This is a genomic window from Mycobacterium sp. NGS34, assembly GCF_059812845.1.
On record NZ_JCALDM010000001.1, the window covers coordinates 188,213 to 203,687 of the forward strand.

The 15,475-nt window shown below is 70.2% G+C and carries 17 protein-coding genes; 14 read left to right on the forward strand and 3 right to left on the reverse strand.

Annotation, left to right across the window (positions count from 1 at the left end; translation table 11 throughout):
* The first annotated feature begins 3 nt into the window (after positions 1-3).
* The gene (locus AC5Y7V_RS00985; protein ID WP_499878189.1) at positions 4-1,170 is read left to right on the forward strand and encodes an LCP family protein; all 1,167 of its coding nucleotides are present in this window, start codon (positions 4-6) and stop codon (positions 1,168-1,170) included.
* Here the strand turns inward: AC5Y7V_RS00985 and AC5Y7V_RS00990 are convergent, their stop codons facing one another.
* Entirely contained in the window at positions 1,171-1,992 is an 822-nt protein-coding gene (locus AC5Y7V_RS00990) for a glycerophosphodiester phosphodiesterase (protein WP_499878190.1), read from the reverse strand.
* Positions 1,993-1,996: 4 nt separating this feature from the next.
* Positions 1,997-3,028, reverse strand: a complete 1,032-nt coding sequence (locus AC5Y7V_RS00995) for a DUF4328 domain-containing protein (RefSeq protein ID WP_499878191.1) — start codon at positions 3,026-3,028, stop codon at positions 1,997-1,999.
* 460 nt (positions 3,029-3,488) lie between these two features.
* On the opposite strand from AC5Y7V_RS00995, the gene AC5Y7V_RS01000 reads away from it, so the two are divergent.
* From AC5Y7V_RS01000 to rraA, 10 genes are all read left to right on the forward strand, one after another.
* Positions 3,489-3,644 carry a hypothetical protein gene (locus tag AC5Y7V_RS01000; protein ID WP_499878192.1) on the forward strand — a complete coding sequence of 52 codons (156 nt, stop codon included), beginning with the start codon at positions 3,489-3,491 and terminating at the stop codon, positions 3,642-3,644.
* Between the two features lie 138 nt (positions 3,645-3,782).
* On the forward strand, positions 3,783-4,406 hold the full coding sequence (locus AC5Y7V_RS01005; protein WP_499878193.1) for a superoxide dismutase: 624 nt from the start codon (positions 3,783-3,785) through the stop codon (positions 4,404-4,406).
* A gap of 195 nt (positions 4,407-4,601) precedes the next feature.
* A complete protein-coding gene (locus AC5Y7V_RS01010) occupies positions 4,602-5,135 on the forward strand; it encodes a peptidase (RefSeq protein WP_067150612.1) in 534 nt (177 codons plus the stop codon).
* A gap of 246 nt (positions 5,136-5,381) precedes the next feature.
* Positions 5,382-6,077 (forward strand): TMEM165/GDT1 family protein, encoded by a 696-nt coding sequence (locus AC5Y7V_RS01015; RefSeq protein ID WP_499878194.1) that lies wholly within the window; start codon positions 5,382-5,384, stop codon positions 6,075-6,077.
* A 454-nt stretch (positions 6,078-6,531) separates the two neighbouring features.
* Complete coding sequence (locus AC5Y7V_RS01020) at positions 6,532-6,930, forward strand: transcriptional regulator (RefSeq protein WP_499878195.1); 399 nt, start codon at positions 6,532-6,534, stop codon at positions 6,928-6,930.
* A gap of 131 nt (positions 6,931-7,061) precedes the next feature.
* Positions 7,062-7,718: a DUF6474 family protein gene (locus AC5Y7V_RS01025; RefSeq protein ID WP_499878196.1), complete on the forward strand. Its 657-nt coding sequence runs from the start codon at positions 7,062-7,064 to the stop codon at positions 7,716-7,718.
* A complete protein-coding gene (locus AC5Y7V_RS01030) occupies positions 7,715-8,347 on the forward strand; it encodes a YcnI family copper-binding membrane protein (protein WP_499878197.1) in 633 nt (210 codons plus the stop codon). Before AC5Y7V_RS01025 ends, AC5Y7V_RS01030 begins: the two co-directional genes overlap by 4 nt.
* Positions 8,344-8,856 (forward strand): copper resistance CopC family protein, encoded by a 513-nt coding sequence (locus tag AC5Y7V_RS01035; protein WP_499878198.1) that lies wholly within the window; start codon positions 8,344-8,346, stop codon positions 8,854-8,856. The genes AC5Y7V_RS01030 and AC5Y7V_RS01035 overlap by 4 nt, the downstream gene beginning before the upstream one ends.
* 113 nt (positions 8,857-8,969) lie before the next feature.
* Complete coding sequence (locus AC5Y7V_RS01040; protein WP_499878199.1) at positions 8,970-9,392, forward strand: Rv3852 family protein; 423 nt, start codon at positions 8,970-8,972, stop codon at positions 9,390-9,392.
* Between the two features lies 1 nt (position 9,393).
* On the forward strand, positions 9,394-9,879 hold the full coding sequence (rraA, locus tag AC5Y7V_RS01045; RefSeq protein ID WP_499878200.1) for a ribonuclease E activity regulator RraA: 486 nt from the start codon (positions 9,394-9,396) through the stop codon (positions 9,877-9,879).
* On the opposite strand, the gene AC5Y7V_RS01050 is transcribed toward rraA, so the two are convergent.
* A complete protein-coding gene (locus tag AC5Y7V_RS01050; RefSeq protein ID WP_499878201.1) occupies positions 9,876-11,345 on the reverse strand; it encodes a flavin-containing monooxygenase in 1,470 nt (489 codons plus the stop codon). The genes rraA and AC5Y7V_RS01050 overlap by 4 nt on opposite strands.
* Before the next feature lie 76 nt (positions 11,346-11,421).
* Here AC5Y7V_RS01050 and AC5Y7V_RS01055 point away from each other — a divergent pair, with 76 nt between their 5' ends.
* From AC5Y7V_RS01055 to AC5Y7V_RS01065, 3 genes are all read left to right on the forward strand, one after another.
* Positions 11,422-12,063 carry a TetR/AcrR family transcriptional regulator gene (locus tag AC5Y7V_RS01055; protein ID WP_499878202.1) on the forward strand — a complete coding sequence of 214 codons (642 nt, stop codon included), beginning with the start codon at positions 11,422-11,424 and terminating at the stop codon, positions 12,061-12,063.
* A gap of 23 nt (positions 12,064-12,086) precedes the next feature.
* Positions 12,087-13,292 carry a DNA polymerase IV gene (dinB, locus tag AC5Y7V_RS01060; RefSeq protein WP_499878203.1) on the forward strand — a complete coding sequence of 402 codons (1,206 nt, stop codon included), beginning with the start codon at positions 12,087-12,089 and terminating at the stop codon, positions 13,290-13,292.
* A gap of 71 nt (positions 13,293-13,363) precedes the next feature.
* Positions 13,364-15,286 carry a PE family protein gene (locus tag AC5Y7V_RS01065; protein ID WP_499878204.1) on the forward strand — a complete coding sequence of 641 codons (1,923 nt, stop codon included), beginning with the start codon at positions 13,364-13,366 and terminating at the stop codon, positions 15,284-15,286.
* Positions 15,287-15,475: the final 189 nt, after the last annotated feature.

The window sequence follows — 15,475 nt, forward strand, 5'->3', positions numbered from 1 at the left end:
CGGGTGAACGGCGACCGATCGCCCCATCGCCCGGTGCCGCGCCGGCCCGAGCCACCGCAGGCGATACCCCGGGGGAGCGGCCCGGCGCCGGCCGCCGACCCGCCGACCACACCGCTACGCCGGCCCGCACCAGCACAAGCCCCGGCGCCCCCGTCGTCTCCCCCGCCCCGGCCGATCGGACCGAGGGCGCGCCGCAGGCGCGGCACGCGCCGCTGGGTCCGCGCCGTGACGCTCACCCTGCTGATCGGCGCTCTGTTCGCCGGCGCGGCAATCGTCGGCGGGGGCATGTGGTTCGACACCACGCTGCGGCGCGAGCACGCGCTGACCGGCTATCCCGACCGGCCCGGAGCCGGCCGAGGCACCAACTGGCTGATCGTCGGCTCGGACAGCCGCCAGGGCCTCACCGCCGAGCAGCAGCAAGAACTGGCGACCGGCGGCGACGTCGGCAGCAGCCGAACGGACACCATCCTGCTGGTGCACGTGCCGGAGTTCGGATCAAGCACACCGCCGACGGTGGTGTCGATCCCGCGCGACTCGTACGTTCCGATCCCCGGCCACGGCAAGGACAAGATCAACGCCGCGTTCGCCATCGGCGGGGCGCCCCTGCTGACCCAGACCGTGGAGCGGACGACGGGGCTGCGCCTCGACCACTACGTCGAGATCGGCTTCGGCGGGTTCGCGGGCCTGGTCGACGCGCTGGGCGGCATCACCGTCTGCCCGACCGCGCCGATCAACGATCCGTTGGCCGGCATCGACCTGCCGGCCGGCTGCCAGAAGCTGGCCGGCCGCGACGCGCTCGGCTACGTCCGCTCGCGCGACACCCCGCGCGCGGATCTCGACCGGATGGCCAACCAGCGCCAGTTCCTCTCGGCGCTGCTGCACCGCGCCGCCAGCCCGGCCGTGTGGCTGGACCCGCTGCGCTGGTACTCGGTGCCGCGCGCGGCCGCCGGCGCCATGACCGTCGACGAGGGCGACCACGTGTGGCATTTGGCCCGACTCGGTTGGGCGCTGCACGGACCGACGACCGCGCTGACCGTCCCGATCGGCGAGTTCACCACCGGCGACGCCGGCGCGGTGGTGGTGTGGAACCACGACGCCGCCGGCCAGCTGTTCGAGGCGCTGGCCTCCGACGCGCCGGTGCCCGCCGCGGCCCTGAAGGGACAGCAATAACTAGACGCCGTCGCCGGCCCGGGCCCGCTGCAAATAGGCCTTGGTGCGCCCCGGGTGGTGGGTGGCCAGCCAGGCCACGCCGACGTCCCGGCAGAAGTCGATGTCCTCGTACTCGTCGACGTTCCAGCAGTACACCGCCCTGCCCTGCGCGACGGCGCGATCCACCAGTTGCGGATAGTCCTTCAACGTCGCCAACGACGGCCCGACGGCGGTGGCGCCGACGGCGGTGGCCGCGCTGCTGGCCAGATACCGGGCGGTCTTGCCGAGCAACACCGTCGGCAGCAACGGCGCGGCCCGCCGGATCCGCCAGACCGCGGCCGCCGAGAACGACATGACCACCGCGCGCGACCGGTCGGCGGACGCGGGCGCGGCGATCCCGTACCGATGCAGCAGGGCGAGGAGTTTGTTCTCGACCAGTGAGCCGTAGCGGACCGGGTGCTTGGTCTCGACGAAGATCTTTACCGGCCGGTGCCAGTCCAGGACGAGCGAAACGAGGTCGTCGAACGTCAGCAGGCTGGTGTCGCCGTGCGTGCCGTCCTCACGCCAGCTGTCGTGCCAGGCGCCGTACTCGAGCTCGCGCAGTTGAGCGAGCGTCATCGTGCTGACCAAACCGGCTCCCGTCGACGTCCGGTCCAGGCGGCGGTCATGCACGCAGACGAGGTGGCCGTCGCGGGTCAGGCGCACGTCGCATTCGACGCCGTCGGCGCCCTGTTTGAGCGCGAGATCGTAGGCGGCCAACGTGTGTTCGGGGCGCGCGGCCGAGGCCCCGCGATGGGCAACGACAAAAGGATGCCCGGCGAGCACCTCGTCGGCCCACGTCATATCCCTATGCTGCCGGTTCCTGCCCCTCCAACTCAACCGGAGCGATCGAGCGTTGCGATTCGACGACGACCCAGCGGTGCGCGGGACGTTGGACCGGTTTGCGCTCGAAGCCTTCGAAGACGCGGGCAATCGCCGCGACGGTGACCGCCGCGAACAGGTAGGCGAAAACCATCAACACGGTGTTGTTCGCGATGCCCTGGGCATCCGCGGCGAAGCTGGTGAAGATGGCGAATATCGAAACCAGGTAGCTGAGCACCCACGCGATCCACCACTGGACGATCGGCCTGCGCACCCGGCCGTAGTGCTCCTCGACCGTTGCCAGCTCGATGACGTACACCGGCGCCCACAGCAAATTCGCCAACGGCACCACGCAGCCCGCCCACAGCGCCCGGACGGACCGCGGCTCCGGCAGGCCGTGATGCGCGAACGCGGCGGCCCGGCGCGCGATCAGCCACCGGATCAGCGTTACCCCGGAGGCGATCACCGCCGCGATCGCTCCCACGCTGGCCAGCACCCCGAGCCAATCCGCGACGACGGCCAGGACCGAGTTCAGCAGGGTGTTCCGGTTGTACACCAACAACGCATACCGCGCGGCGTACACCAGCGCGGCCGCGCCCAAGATCAGCACGCTCAAGAACAACGTGGTGCGCACCAGCGGCGCGGATGGCCCTGTCCGCGAAGGCTTTTCGGCCGCGACGGGCGCCTGGTCGACGCGGTCCGCCAAACCCCAACGCGGTATCACGGCGTAGCGCGGCGTGGGTCCCAGGAGCCGTCGTCCGCGACGCTGAGGGGGCGCGGCACCCGGGCGCACCGCGATCCAGCGGAATCCGGGCGGCAGCCGCGGCGCGGCGCGCTGCCATGCCGGGGCGGCGGGCGGTCTGGCCGGCGGGGGACCGCCCGGGGCACTCCATCTCGGGTCGGGCGCCGGTGTGTCCGGCAGGGGCGCCATCAGCGCCCCGCGGCAGCGCGGGCACCAGTCGCGTCGCCGGTCGCGCACGTTCCAGCGCGTGCCGCACTGGGAGCACACCTGGATCACCGGACCAGCGTAGCGCCGGCGACGAGGCGGGCCCGGGGAGTGGCCGGCAAGCGGTCGCGGCAACACCAACTGTTGCCTAGGGCTATCCACAGTTTCCACAGGTTTATCCACAATCGAGCTTGGGGTATGCACTGCGTCAACACGGCCTTTACCGAGTGCCGCGGGCCGCGTCTGTGGATAACCCGCGGCTGGTACGGCTGTGCCATAAACAGCCCCGCCGGTTACCAGAGCGAAATGCATTGCCCCGCTAAGCACCCGCAGACGAGCCCGTCAGACTCCGTAGGGGTTGCCCGCCCCGCGCTTCTTCAGCTTGCGCGCGGACATCTCCACATCCCGGTCTGGCACGCGGTTACGCGGTGCGTTTTCCAACCCCGGTGTGAGGGGTTATGATCACCGTCACGAAAAATCGTTGTGACTCACCTCACTTGGGCGAGGTGGACGTGCAGCTGAAAGGCGCTTGATGGCCACGCATTCGTTCGGTCCGGGTTCGCCGGCCCCGTCGAACTCGAATTCCGGCTCGCCTGCCTGTAACCACAGCTATAGCGTCGCCGCCTTGCGCGCCGCGCTGCTCGCGCTGGCGCTGCTGGCAGTTCTCGTCGTCATCGTCTTGTCTTGAACCAACCCAGACCGGGTATCTCCCCCTAGCAGCCGTTCTTGCGGCGCGCGCGGTCATGGAGCAGGGTTGATTACGGCTGGCCGCCGCGTGGCAGCCCCGCGCAGGAGCGCCAAGACGATAACCGAAGAAAGGAATGCAGTGGCTGTATACAACTTGCCGGACTTGGATTGGGATTACGGTGCGCTGGAACCGCACATCTCCGGTCAGATAAACGAACTTCATCACGACAAACACCACGCCACCTACGTCAAAGGCGCCAATGACGCCCTGGAAAAGCTCGAGGAAGCGCGGGCCAAGGGAGACCACGCCGCGATCCTGCTGAACGAGAAGAACTTGGCGTTCAACCTGGGTGGTCACGTCAACCACACCATCTGGTGGAAGAACCTCTCCCCCAACGGCGGTGACAAGCCCACCGGTGAGCTCGCCGCGGCCATCGACGACGCGTTCGGATCGTTCGACAACTTCCGCGCGCAGTTCCACGCCGCCGCCACCACCGTGCAGGGCTCGGGGTGGGCGGCCCTCGGCTGGGACACGCTGGGCAGCAAGCTGCTGATCTTCCAGGTGTACGACCACCAGTCCAATTTCCCGCTGGGGATCGTCCCGTTGCTGCTGCTCGACATGTGGGAGCACGCTTTCTACCTTCAGTACAAGAACGTCAAGGTCGACTTCGCCAAGGCGTTCTGGAACGTGGTGAACTGGGCGGATGTGCAGGACCGCTACGCGGCCGCAACCTCCAAGACCCAGGGGCTGATAGCCGGCTGACTTCATTTCGAAACGGCTGGGGCGTCGCGCGGATCGCGCGACGCCCCCGTCGTTTATCTGCCCCGAATTTGGGCACTTTGAAAACATGTATGCCAGTGACCGTGTCGGGTTGCAAGGCGCCGAAGCCGCAGGCATCCTTAGTTATTCGAGCTACCAGCGTGGTTATTCGAAACGAGGCGTCGCGCGGAGGTCGAGATGGAAACCGGGTCGGATCGGCCGATAGGGGTTGCACCCTTCCATGCCCGTGGTGCCCTGAAAGGGTTTGTCATCTCGGGGCGTTGGCCCGATTCGACGAAGGAATGGGCCCAGCTGCTGATGGTCGCGGTCAGGGTCGCGTCGCTGCCCGGATTGCTTTCCACCACAACGGTGTTCGGTGCTCGCGAGGAGTTGCCCGACGAGCCCGAGCCGGGCACCGTGGGCCTGGTGCTGGCCGAAGGCACAGTCTTCGGCGAATCCGCCATCCAGCCAGGATATTTCGCCGACCATCAACCCCCGGCGTTGCTGATGCTGCATCCGCCGTCGGAAACCACACCCTCGTTGCCGGAATGCAACGGGGCCGCGTCCGGGTGCGTGCTGCTGCCGGGATTGCCCTACCTCGGATTGGAGCACCGGGCGGCGTGGGTGGAGGCCGAGGCCGACGGAACCATCACGTCAATGGTGAGCCGCGTGGGCGTCGACCCGATCAGCCATCCGGACACGGCGATCCTGGCGATGCTGCTTGCAGCGTAAGGGAATTCAAATCGCAGAATACGGCCGTCCGAAATCACTCGGCGTTCTGGCGCAGGCCCGGGTCGCCCGCTAGCCTGTGAACCGTTAGCGAAGGGGAGTAGCCCCTAATCGTCGAGTCGACATACTGGCGCATAGCCCGGCCGGCGAACCGGTCCCGCGGGTCCGGTGGGCGAGACCTTCGACCGATGTTCGGAGGGACCGAAGGGTCCCAGACATTACCGACGACGCGTCGAAAGGTCGCCTCCCATGCTCGCCGCCACGCTGCTAACCCTCGGGGTGGTTTTCCTTGCCGAACTCGGCGACAGGTCCCAGCTGATCACCATGACCTTTGCGCTGCGCTACCGATGGTGGGTGGTGCTGACCGGCGTGGCGATCGCGGCCTGCCTGGTGCACGGGGTGACGGTCGGGATCGGCCATTTCCTCGGCACCACTCTCCCGTCCCGCCCGATGGCGTTCGCGTCGGCGATCGCTTTCCTGATCTTCGCCGTGTGGGCCTGGCGCGAGGGCAGCGCGGCCGACGAGACGGTCTCGACGGAGGGGGAATCCCGCTTCGCGTTACTGACCGTCGTGTCGTCGTTCGTGCTCGCCGAGCTCAGCGACAAGACATCGCTCGCGACCGTCTCGTTGGCCAGCGATCACGACTGGACCGGCGTCTGGCTCGGCTCCACCCTGGGGATGGTCCTCGCCGACGGCCTGGCGATAGCGGTTGGCACCTTGCTGCATCGGCGCCTTCCCCAGCAGCTGCTGCACGCCGTGGCCAGCCTGCTGTTCCTGATGTTCGGCCTGTGGATGCTGTTCGACACTGCGTTGGGGCTGCGCTCGGTGGCCATCGCGGCGACCGTCGCCGTAGCGCTGGCCGCCGCCGCGGTGGCCGCGGCGCAAACTCGGCGCCGCCGCCGGAAAGCGGTTGCACCCGCCGGGAGGTCACCGGACATCGGCTAGAGTGCCGTCGGCGCCCCATTCCACCGCTGCCGCGACCCCGGAAACGTCCCAGGGGCATCTTCCGGGGGCAATCAGGTGCACCCTTGGCACGTTTCGCGGGCGTGTCACCTACCTGACAGCAAATGATGTCGCCGCCGGCCGCGCGTTGCGGGTTGGTTGCCGTGCGATCGCCCAGCATCCTCGACCGGAGCGCGCGGCCAGCCGCGCGGCCCGCGGCCCGCCACGCCCGGCCGTGACCCGAACGCTGCGGATAACCTGTGAGTTTCGCTTACCTAGTGGACACCCCAGCGAATTAGTTAGACGCTCGTAAAGTGGGTATTCCGCAACCGTCAGCAACGCCGATACCCAACCACCCCGGGTTTGCACCTGGATGCGGGCCCAAACCGCCGCTACCATGATCAGCAAATACACCTCGGCAATAGTTCACTTCTACAGCCAAGTGGAGGTCATATCGATGAGCACGACGTTCGCCGCCCGCCTGAATCGCTTGTTCGACACGGTGTATCCACCAGGGCGCGGGCCGCACACCTCCGCGGAGGTGATCGCGGCACTCAAGGCGGAGGGCATCACGATGTCGGCTCCCTACCTGTCCCAGCTACGTTCGGGCAACCGCACCAATCCGTCGTCGGCGACCATGGCCGCCCTGGCCAACTTCTTCCGGATCAAGCCGGCCTACTTCACCGACGACGAGTACTACGAGAAGCTCGACAAGGAGTTGGCCTGGCTCGCGACGATGCGCGATGACGGCGTGCGCCGCATCGCGCTGGCCGCGGTCGGGCTGTCCGCGCAGGCGCAGCAGGACGTCGTGGAGCGGGTCAAGGAGCTCCGCCGCGCCGAACACCTGGACGCCTAGCGGACGCGCGGGCCGAGACCCGCGGTACGCCCCGACCTGAACGGCCGCCGTCGGCGTATGCCGATTAGGGTTGGCTCTCGGATCGCGCACACGCGAGCGATAGTCCACTAGACACCGGGAGGCGGCCGGGAATGGGCCTGTTCCGCAAGCGAAAGAGCCGCGCGACGCGTCGCGCCGAGGCCCGCGCGATCAAGGCCCGCGCCAAACTCGAGGCCAAGCTGGCCGCCAAGAACGACGCCCGCCGGCTCAAGGCCGACCGGCGCGCCGCGGAAAAGGCCCTCAAGGCGCAGATCAAATCGCAGCGGGACAGTGACCGCGCGGCGTTGAAGGTCGCCGAGGCCGAGCTCAAAACCGCACGGGAGGGCAAGTTGCTGTCACCGACTCGGATCCGCCGGGTGCTGACCGTCTCTCGGCTGCTGGCCCCGATCCTGACACCGCTGATCTACCGCGGCGCGATGGCCGCGCGCGCGGTGATCGACCAACGGCGCGCGGACCAGCTCGGCGTCCCGCTCGCGCAGATCGGCCAGTTCTCCGGGCAGGGCGCCCAGCTGTCGGCCCGCATCGCCGGCTCGGAGAAGTCGCTGCGGGCGGTGCAGGAAAAGAAGCCCAAGGACACCGAGACCAAGCAGTTCGTCGGCGCCATCACCGAACGGCTCAGCGACCTTTCGGCGGCCGTCACCGCCGCGGAGAACATGCCGGCCGCGCGACGGCGGGCGGCCCACGCCGCGATCTCCTCGCAGCTCGACGGCATCGAGGCGGACCTGATGGCGCGCCTCGGACTGACGTGAGGGCCGCACGCGTCCTGATCGCGGTCGCGGCGCTCTATCTCGCTTCGGCGGTCGGTATCCCCGCGGCGTGGGCGCACGTACACGCCACCAGTGACAACCCCGTCCGCGGCGCCATGGCGATCGTCACCTTCCAGGTGCCCAACGAATCCAATACGGGCGCGGCGACCACCGCGCTGACCGTCGGCCTGCCCAACGTGGCGGCGGCGAGCACCGAAACCGTCCCCGGATGGACGGCCAAGCTCGACCGCGATGCGGCGGCCGGCACCGTGCGCTCGGTGACCTGGACGGCCGCACCCGGCGCCGGGATCCCCCCGGATCAATTCGCGCTGTTCCGCATTTCGGTGCAGCTGCCCGACACCGATACCGTCAGCTTCCCGGCCACCCAGACGTATTCCGACGGCACGGTCGTGAAGTGGGACCAGCCGCCGCTGTCCGGCGGCGGTGAGCCGGAGCACCCGGCGCCGGCGCTGACGCTCAGCGCGACGGGGGCGGCGCCGCACGATCACCACCCGCCGCCGGCGGCCGCGCAGCCGAAGTCGTCGGACAACACCGCGCGCCTCCTGGGCGGGGCGGCGCTGGCGCTGGCCGCCCTCGGCGTCGGTCTCGCCGTGATCCGCCGACGGGCATGACGCCCCGCGCGGTGACCGCATGGGCGGCGCTGCTGCTGGCCGCCATGGTGTCGACCGCGTTGCTCACCGCACGACCGGCGTCCGCGCACGCGGCGCGCGTGTCCGCCGACCCCGCCGACAACGCGGTCCTGACGACGGGTCCCGGCCGGGTAACCGCGACGTTCAACGAACGGTTGCAGACCACGTTCGCGGCGATGACGGTCGTCGGGCCCGACGGCAACCAGTGGGCCAGCGGGGAACCCAGCGTGCAGGGCGCCGTCGTCGGCGTCGGCGTGCGGCCGCTCGGCCCGGCCGGCACCTACACGGTGAATTACCGCGTGACGTCCGCCGATGGCCACGTGGTGTCGGGATCCTGGTCGTTTCGGCTGACGGTCCCGGGCACCGGAACGCCCGGACCTCCCGCAGTGCGCCCCGACTGGGGCGGGAGCGTCCCGGTGTGGCCTTTTGCGGCGGCGGCCGTGGCCCTGGTCGCGGCGGGCGCCTGGTGGGCGGTGCGGCATAGACGCTGAGGGCCCGGAGCGTCACCTGGTCGCCTATGGCCCGCGGCGCCTCCTGGCATGATGGGACGCGAGCAACCCGGCGCCCGACTGAGAACTTGAGAGAGCTGCAAAGGAGCGGCCGCATGGCAGACCCGCAGGACCAACCCAACAGCGAACCCGACGGCGCTTCGACCCCACCGGAGAAGAAACCTCCCGCCAAGGCGGTCAAGAAGGCGGCGAAAGCGCCCGCTAAAAAGGCACCTGCGAAGAAGGCACCGGCGAAAACGGCGGCCGCCAAGAAAGCACCCGCCAAGAAGGCCCCGGCCAAGAGTCCTCCGCCCGCGCCACCCCTCGGCATACAGCAGCGGATCGAGACCAACGGCCAGCTCGCCGAGGCCGCCAAAGATGCCGCGGCGCAAGCGAAGTCGACCGTGGAGGGCGCCAACAACCCGGTCTCGCCCCAGGTCGCGCCGGCCGCATCCGGCCAATCCCCGGTGCCGCTGATCGTGGCCGTGGCGCTCAGCCTGCTGGCGATCCTGCTGATCCGGCAGCTGCGCCGCCGCTGAGGTGACGGTGTCATTCCGGCCGACCGCCGACCTCGTCGACGCCATCGGCCCCGACGTACGCAGCTGCGACCTGCAATTCCGCCAGTTCGGCGGCCGCTCGGAGTTCGCCGGGCCGATCAGCACCGTGCGCTGCTTCCAGGACAACGCGCTGCTGAAGTCGGTGCTCTCGGAGCCCAGTGACGGCGGGGTACTCGTGATCGACGGCTCCGGCTCGCTGCACACCGCGCTCGTCGGCGACGTCATCGCCGAGTTGGCCCGCTCCAACGGCTGGGCCGGGCTGGTGATCAACGGCGCGGTGCGCGACGCCGCCGCGCTGCGCGGCATCGACATCGGCATCAAGGCGCTGGGCACCAATCCGCGCAAGAGCACCAAGACCGGCGCCGGGGAGCGTGGCGTCGAAATCAGCCTTGGGGGGGTGACTTTCACGCCCGGCGAGATCGCCTACAGTGACGACGACGGCATCGTCGTCACGCCGCCGTCGGACTAAACCGACACCGCGGCTTGGTTTTTGGCGAATCGCAGGCCTTCGTCGGCGATCTTGCCGCGCCGGATCAGCTGGATGTCGCGCACGTAGTTCTGGTTGAGCCGCCACGGCGTGCGTGAGCCCTGCTTGGGCAGCTCGTCGAGCGAGCGCAGCACGTAGCCCGGGGTGAACTCCATGAACGGGCGCTCCTCGACGGCGGGGCCCGGGTGCTCGACCACCACGGTGTCGAAACCGTTGTCGTCCATGTAGTTCAGGAGGCGGCACGCGAACTCGGATACCAGGTCGGCCTTTAGGGTCCACGACGCGTTGGTGTATCCGACGGTGTAGACCATGTTCGGCAGGCCGGACAGCATCATGCCCTTGTAGGCCATCGTCTTGGTCAGGTCCACCGGCTGCCCGTCGACGGTGACGGTCGCGCCACCGAACAGCTGCAGGTTCAAACCCGTTGCGGTGATGATGATGTCGGCGGGCAACTCCTGGCCCGAGGTGAGCCGGATGCCGGTCGGGGTGAACCGGTCGATGGTGTCGGTGACCACGTCGGCCTTGCCCTTGCGGATGACGCGGAACAGGTCACCGCTGGGAACCAGGCACAGCCGCTGGTCCCACGGGTTGTAGCTCGGGCCGAAGTGCTTCTCCACGTCGTAGCCCTCGGGGAGCTGGCGCTGCACGAAGCCCAGAAGGATCTTTCGCATCCGCCGCGGCCACTTCTGGCAGGCCGCGTAAAGCGCCGCCTGCCGCAGCACGTTCCGCCAGCGAATCGCGGTGTACGCCTGCTTGTCCGGCAGCAAGCGGTTGAGGCGCTCGGCGAACTTGTCCCGCTTCGGCTGCGAGACGATGTAGGTCGGCGACCGCTGCAGCATCGTGACGTGCTTGGCACCCGACTCCGCCATCGCCGGAATGAGGGTGACCGCGGTGGCGCCGCTGCCGATCACGACGACGTTCTTGTCCGTGTAGTCGAGGTCCTCGGGCCAGTGCTGCGGGTGGATGATCGGGCCCTTGAAGTCCTCCGCGCCGGCGAACGTCGGCGCGAAGCCCTGTTCGTAGTTGTAGTAACCGCTGCACAAGAACAGGAACGTGCACGTGATTGTGCTTGGCGCGCCGTTGTTTTCGATCTGTAGGGTCCAGCGGTTCTCCGCGTTGGACCAGTCGGCGCTGACGACTCTGTGGTTGAGTCGGATGTGTTTGTCGATGCCATACATGGCCGCGGTGTCCTTGACGTAGTCGAGGATCGGCCCGCCGTCGGCGATGGCCTGGCGCTCGGTCCACGGGCGGAACCGGAAGCCCAGCGTGTACATGTCCGAGTCGGAACGAATGCCCGGGTAGCGGAACAATTCCCAGGTGCCCCCCATGGCCGCGCGCTTCTCCAGGATGGCGTAGCTCTTGGTCGGGCAGCGGTCCTGCAAGTGCCAGGCCGCGCTCACGCCGGAGATGCCGGCGCCCACGATGACGACGTCGAGATGCTCAGTCATGGGCCCACGCTATCAACACACTGTTGAGCGGGTCAACAGTGTGTCGAAACTTTCAACTCCATGTAAAGTGGCGGCCGTGACTACCGCCGGCACGACTCGCGCCCTCCGCGGCCGCCGCGCCCTGCGCCCCTCGGGCGACGACCGCGAGCAGGCGATCCTGGCGACCGCCGAGCGGCTGCTGGAAGAGCGCGGGTTCGCCGCCATCTCGGTCGACGACCTGGCCAAGGGCGCGGGCCTCTCCCGCCCGACGTTCTACTTCTATTTCAAGTCCAAGGAGGATGTGCTGCTGTCGTTGCTGGAGCCGGTGATCGCGCGCGCCGACTCCGAGTTCGACGGGGCGGTGCAGCGGCTGCCGGAAGACCCGCGACGGGTGTGGCGCAACGGCATCAAGGCCTTCTACACGGCGTTCGGCTCGCACCGAACGCTGGCGCGCGCCGCGACGGAAGCGCTGGCCACCAGCTCCGAGCTCCGGTCGATGTGGCTGGGATTCATGCAGAAGTGGATCGACCAGACCGCGGCGATGATCACCGCCGAGCGGACGCGCGGCGCCGCCCCGGAGACGATCCCCGCCGCCGACCTCGCGACGTCGCTGAACCAGATGAACGAACGCACGATGATGGCCGCGCTGTCGGCCGAGACGCCGGCCGTCGACGAGGACCGGGTCGTCGACACGCTCACCCACATCTGGGTCGCCAGCATCTACGGCGAATCCACTTAGTCGTCGTACCCGCGTGCGAACATATGTTCGTGCGGTGCGAGGCGTCCATCCTGCACGCCGACCTGGACTCGTTCTACGCGTCGGTCGAACAGCGCGACGACCCGACGTTGCGCGGCCGGCCCGTCATCGTCGGCGGCGGCGTGGTGCTGGCGGCGAGCTACGAGGCCAAGGCCTACGGCGTGCGCACGGCGATGGGCGGGGCGCAGGCGCGGCGGCTTTGCCCGCACGCCGTCGTCGTACCGCCCCGGATGAACGCCTACAGCCGCGCCAGCGACGCCGTCTTCGAGGTGTTCCGTGACTGCACCCCGGTGGTGGAGGCGCTGTCCGTCGACGAGGCGTTTCTGGATGTCGGTGGCCTGCGCCGGGTCTCCGGCACGCCGACCCAGATCGCGCACCGGCTGCGCGCCGACGTGCGCGGCCGCGTCGGCCTGCCCATCACCGTCGGGATCGCCCGGACCAAGTTCCTCGCCAAGGTGGCCAGCCAGGAGGCCAAGCCCGACGGCCTGCTGCTGGTGCCGCCCGCTCAGGAGCTGGCGTTCCTGCGCCCGTTGCCGGTGCGCCGGTTGTGGGGCGTGGGCGCGGTGACTGCCGAGAAGCTGCGCGCGCACGGCCTCGTGACCGTGGCCGACGTCGCCGAGCTCAGCGAGTCGACGCTGGCCTCGCTGCTGGGGTCCGCGATGGGCCGCCAGCTGTATGCGCTGTCCCGCAACATCGACCGCCGCCGGGTGACCACCGGGGTGCGCCGGCGCTCCGTGGGGGCGCAGCGGGCGCTGGGCCGCGCGGGCAATCGCATGTCGGCCGCCGAGGTCGACGCGGTGGTGGTGAACCTGATCGACCGGATCACCGCGCGGATGCGCACCGCCGGGCGCACCGGTCGCACGGTGGTACTGCGATTGCGCTTCGACGACTTCAGCCGGGCGACCCGCTCGCACACGTTGCCGTGGGCCACCTCGTCGACGCGCCCGATCCTGACCGCGGCGCGGCAGCTGGTCGCGTCCGCGGAGCCCCTGATCGCGCAGCGCGGGCTGACGTTGGTCGGCTTCGCGGTGTCGGGCATCGACCGCAGCGGAGCGCAGCAGCTGATGCTGCCGTTCGGCGAGGACGCGGGCCGGCTCGACATCGACGCGGCCATCGACCGAGTGCGCCATCGCTTCGGCAAGTCCGCACTTACGCCGGCGGTGCTGGTCGGCCGCGACCCGGGATTCGAGATGCCACATCTCCCCGATTGAGGTCATCACCGCAAGAAACTCGCAAGTTGCCGACTTTAACCTACGGCTCCACAAGGGATTAGGAGCCGTAGATGTCCTCTTTCGTACTGGTAGACCCGGAGATTCTCAGCGCCGCATCGGCGGATTTGGACGCGCTCGGATCCGCGATCAGGTCGGCCAACGCCACCGCGGCGGCCTCGACGACATCGGTGGTGGCCGCGGCGCAGGACGAGGTGTCGGCCGCGATCTCTCAGCTGTTCGGCAGCTATGCCCAAGAGTTTCACTCGCTCAGCGCGCAAGCGGCGCTCTTCCATGACCAATTCGTGCAGTCGCTTACGTCGGGCGGTGGGCAGTACGCGGCCGCCGAGGCGGCCAATGCCGACCCGCTGACGTCCTTGATCGGCGAGGTTCAGAGCCTGGGGTTGCCGCCCGGGCCGGTCAAGCTGCTCACGGGGCGCCCGCTGATCGGCAACGGGGCCAACGGGGCGCCGGGCACCGGGGCGCCCGGCGGCGACGGCGGGTGGCTGATCGGCAACGGCGGCAACGGTGGGTCCGGCGGAGCCGGGCAGGCGGGCGGGGCCGGCGGGTCGGCGGGATTGTGGGGTCACGGCGGTGACGGCGGAGCCGGCGGAACCGGCAAGGCCCTGATCGGTGGCGCCGGCGGAGCCGGCGGGGCCGGCGGGGCCAACGGATGGATCGGCGGCGGTCCCGGCGGAGCCGGCGGTGCCGGCGGGACCGGCGGCTCCAGCCTGTTCGGAGGGACCGGCGGCCATGGCGGGGACGGAGGCGCCGGCGGGGCCAACCGGCAACTGCTTTCCCTGTTCGGCGCCGGCGGTGCGGGTGGAGCGGGCGGCCAGGGCGGCCTCGGCGCAGCCGGTCTCGATAACGCCACGGCCGGCGGCACCGGCGGGCCCGGCGGGCACGGCGGAGCCGGCGGCCATGGCGGGGCCGGCGGCGCGAATCAGGCGCTGCTGGGCGGTGCCGCCGGACTCGGCGGTCACGGCGGCGACGGCGGCCACGGCGGCACGGGCGGCGGCGGCGGAAGCGGCACCTCGACCGGCGGAACCGGAGGTGTCGGAGGCGACGGCGGTGCGGCCGGCGCCGGTGGGGCCGGCGGAACCGGGGGCGGGCTCTTCGGGCAGGCCGGCAGCGGTGGCTCGGGCGGCACCGGCGGGGGCGGCGGCACCGGCGGCACGGGCGGCGGCGTCAGCGGAAACGTCTTCGCGAGCGTGGCCGGTCAAGGCGGCCAGGGTGGCCACGGCGGCGCCGGCGGGGCCGGCGGCAACGCCAGCGGCAGCGCACTCAACGGCACCGGCGGCGGCGGCGGTACCGGCGGCACCGGTGGCTTCGGCGGCAACGCGGTGACCGGAACCGGCACCAACCACTCCACCTACGGCGGCGGCGGGGGCGGCGGCGGCGCCGGCGGCAAGGGCGGCCTGGTCGGTGTCGGTGGCATCGGCGGCGGCAGCGGCATGGGCGGCGCCGGCGGGGGCGGCGGCACCGGCGGCGCCGCATCGACCCACCTCAGCCAACCTGTCGCCCTCGGGCTCGGCGGGGACGGCGGCAGCGGTGGCGCGGGTGCCCCCAACGGCGGGGCGGGCGGAACCGGAGGCGGGGGCGGCGCCGGCGGCGGCGCGCTCGGCGTGTCGACCGGGGACATGGCCCTAGGCGGAGGCGGCGGGGGCGGCGGGGGGGCCGCCTACGCCGGTGGCGCCGGCGGAGCGGGAGGGGCCGGCGGTAACGCGATCACCACCGCGTCCCCGCTCGCCGTCGGAGGTGGCATCGGAGCCGGCGGCACCGGACCCGGCGGCGGTGGTGGCGGCGGCGCGTGGGCCTACCCGGCCAACGCCGTCCCCGGTGTCGCCGGAACCGCGGGTGGCTTGGGCGGGACCGGAGGCGCTGGTGGTGGTGTCGGCCAATTCGGCGGTGGCGGGGGCGCCACGGGCGTCGCCGGCTCCGGTGCCGAGGCCCTGATCATCGGCGGCAATGCCGGCGGCGACGGTCAGTCGGTGTAATACCCGAGTTTGGTTTGGCCGGCATCAGGCATTCGCAATACCGCGCGCGCCGGACTAATTCCGCCGGTGCAGTCCGCGGCTTTTCGGCGGGGCACACGATAACGAATGCGCGGCGTTTATACAAGCGTTTTATCGGACCGACTACCACGGCGACACAAAATGGCGCGACACGCCATTCCAACCCCTGAA

What these genes read in the sequence shown, in the direction of transcription:
- AC5Y7V_RS01040 (WP_499878199.1), top strand. Translation starts at nt 8,970, where the DNA reads ATGGCAGACCCGCAGGACCAACCCAACAGCGAACCCGACGGCGCTTCG.
- dinB (WP_499878203.1), top strand. Translation starts at nt 12,087, where the DNA reads ATGTTCGTGCGGTGCGAGGCGTCCATCCTGCACGCCGACCTGGACTCG.
- AC5Y7V_RS01035 (WP_499878198.1), top strand. Translation starts at nt 8,344, where the DNA reads ATGACGCCCCGCGCGGTGACCGCATGGGCGGCGCTGCTGCTGGCCGCC.
- AC5Y7V_RS01015 (WP_499878194.1), top strand. Translation starts at nt 5,382, where the DNA reads ATGCTCGCCGCCACGCTGCTAACCCTCGGGGTGGTTTTCCTTGCCGAA.
- AC5Y7V_RS01020 (WP_499878195.1), top strand. Translation starts at nt 6,532, where the DNA reads ATGAGCACGACGTTCGCCGCCCGCCTGAATCGCTTGTTCGACACGGTG.
- AC5Y7V_RS01000 (WP_499878192.1), top strand. Translation starts at nt 3,489, where the DNA reads ATGGCCACGCATTCGTTCGGTCCGGGTTCGCCGGCCCCGTCGAACTCG.
- AC5Y7V_RS01010 (WP_067150612.1), top strand. Translation starts at nt 4,602, where the DNA reads ATGGAAACCGGGTCGGATCGGCCGATAGGGGTTGCACCCTTCCATGCC.
- AC5Y7V_RS01050 (WP_499878201.1), bottom strand. Translation starts at nt 11,345, where the DNA reads ATGACTGAGCATCTCGACGTCGTCATCGTGGGCGCCGGCATCTCCGGC.
- AC5Y7V_RS00990 (WP_499878190.1), bottom strand. Translation starts at nt 1,992, where the DNA reads ATGACGTGGGCCGACGAGGTGCTCGCCGGGCATCCTTTTGTCGTTGCC.
- AC5Y7V_RS01065 (WP_499878204.1), top strand. Translation starts at nt 13,364, where the DNA reads ATGTCCTCTTTCGTACTGGTAGACCCGGAGATTCTCAGCGCCGCATCG.
- AC5Y7V_RS01025 (WP_499878196.1), top strand. Translation starts at nt 7,062, where the DNA reads ATGGGCCTGTTCCGCAAGCGAAAGAGCCGCGCGACGCGTCGCGCCGAG.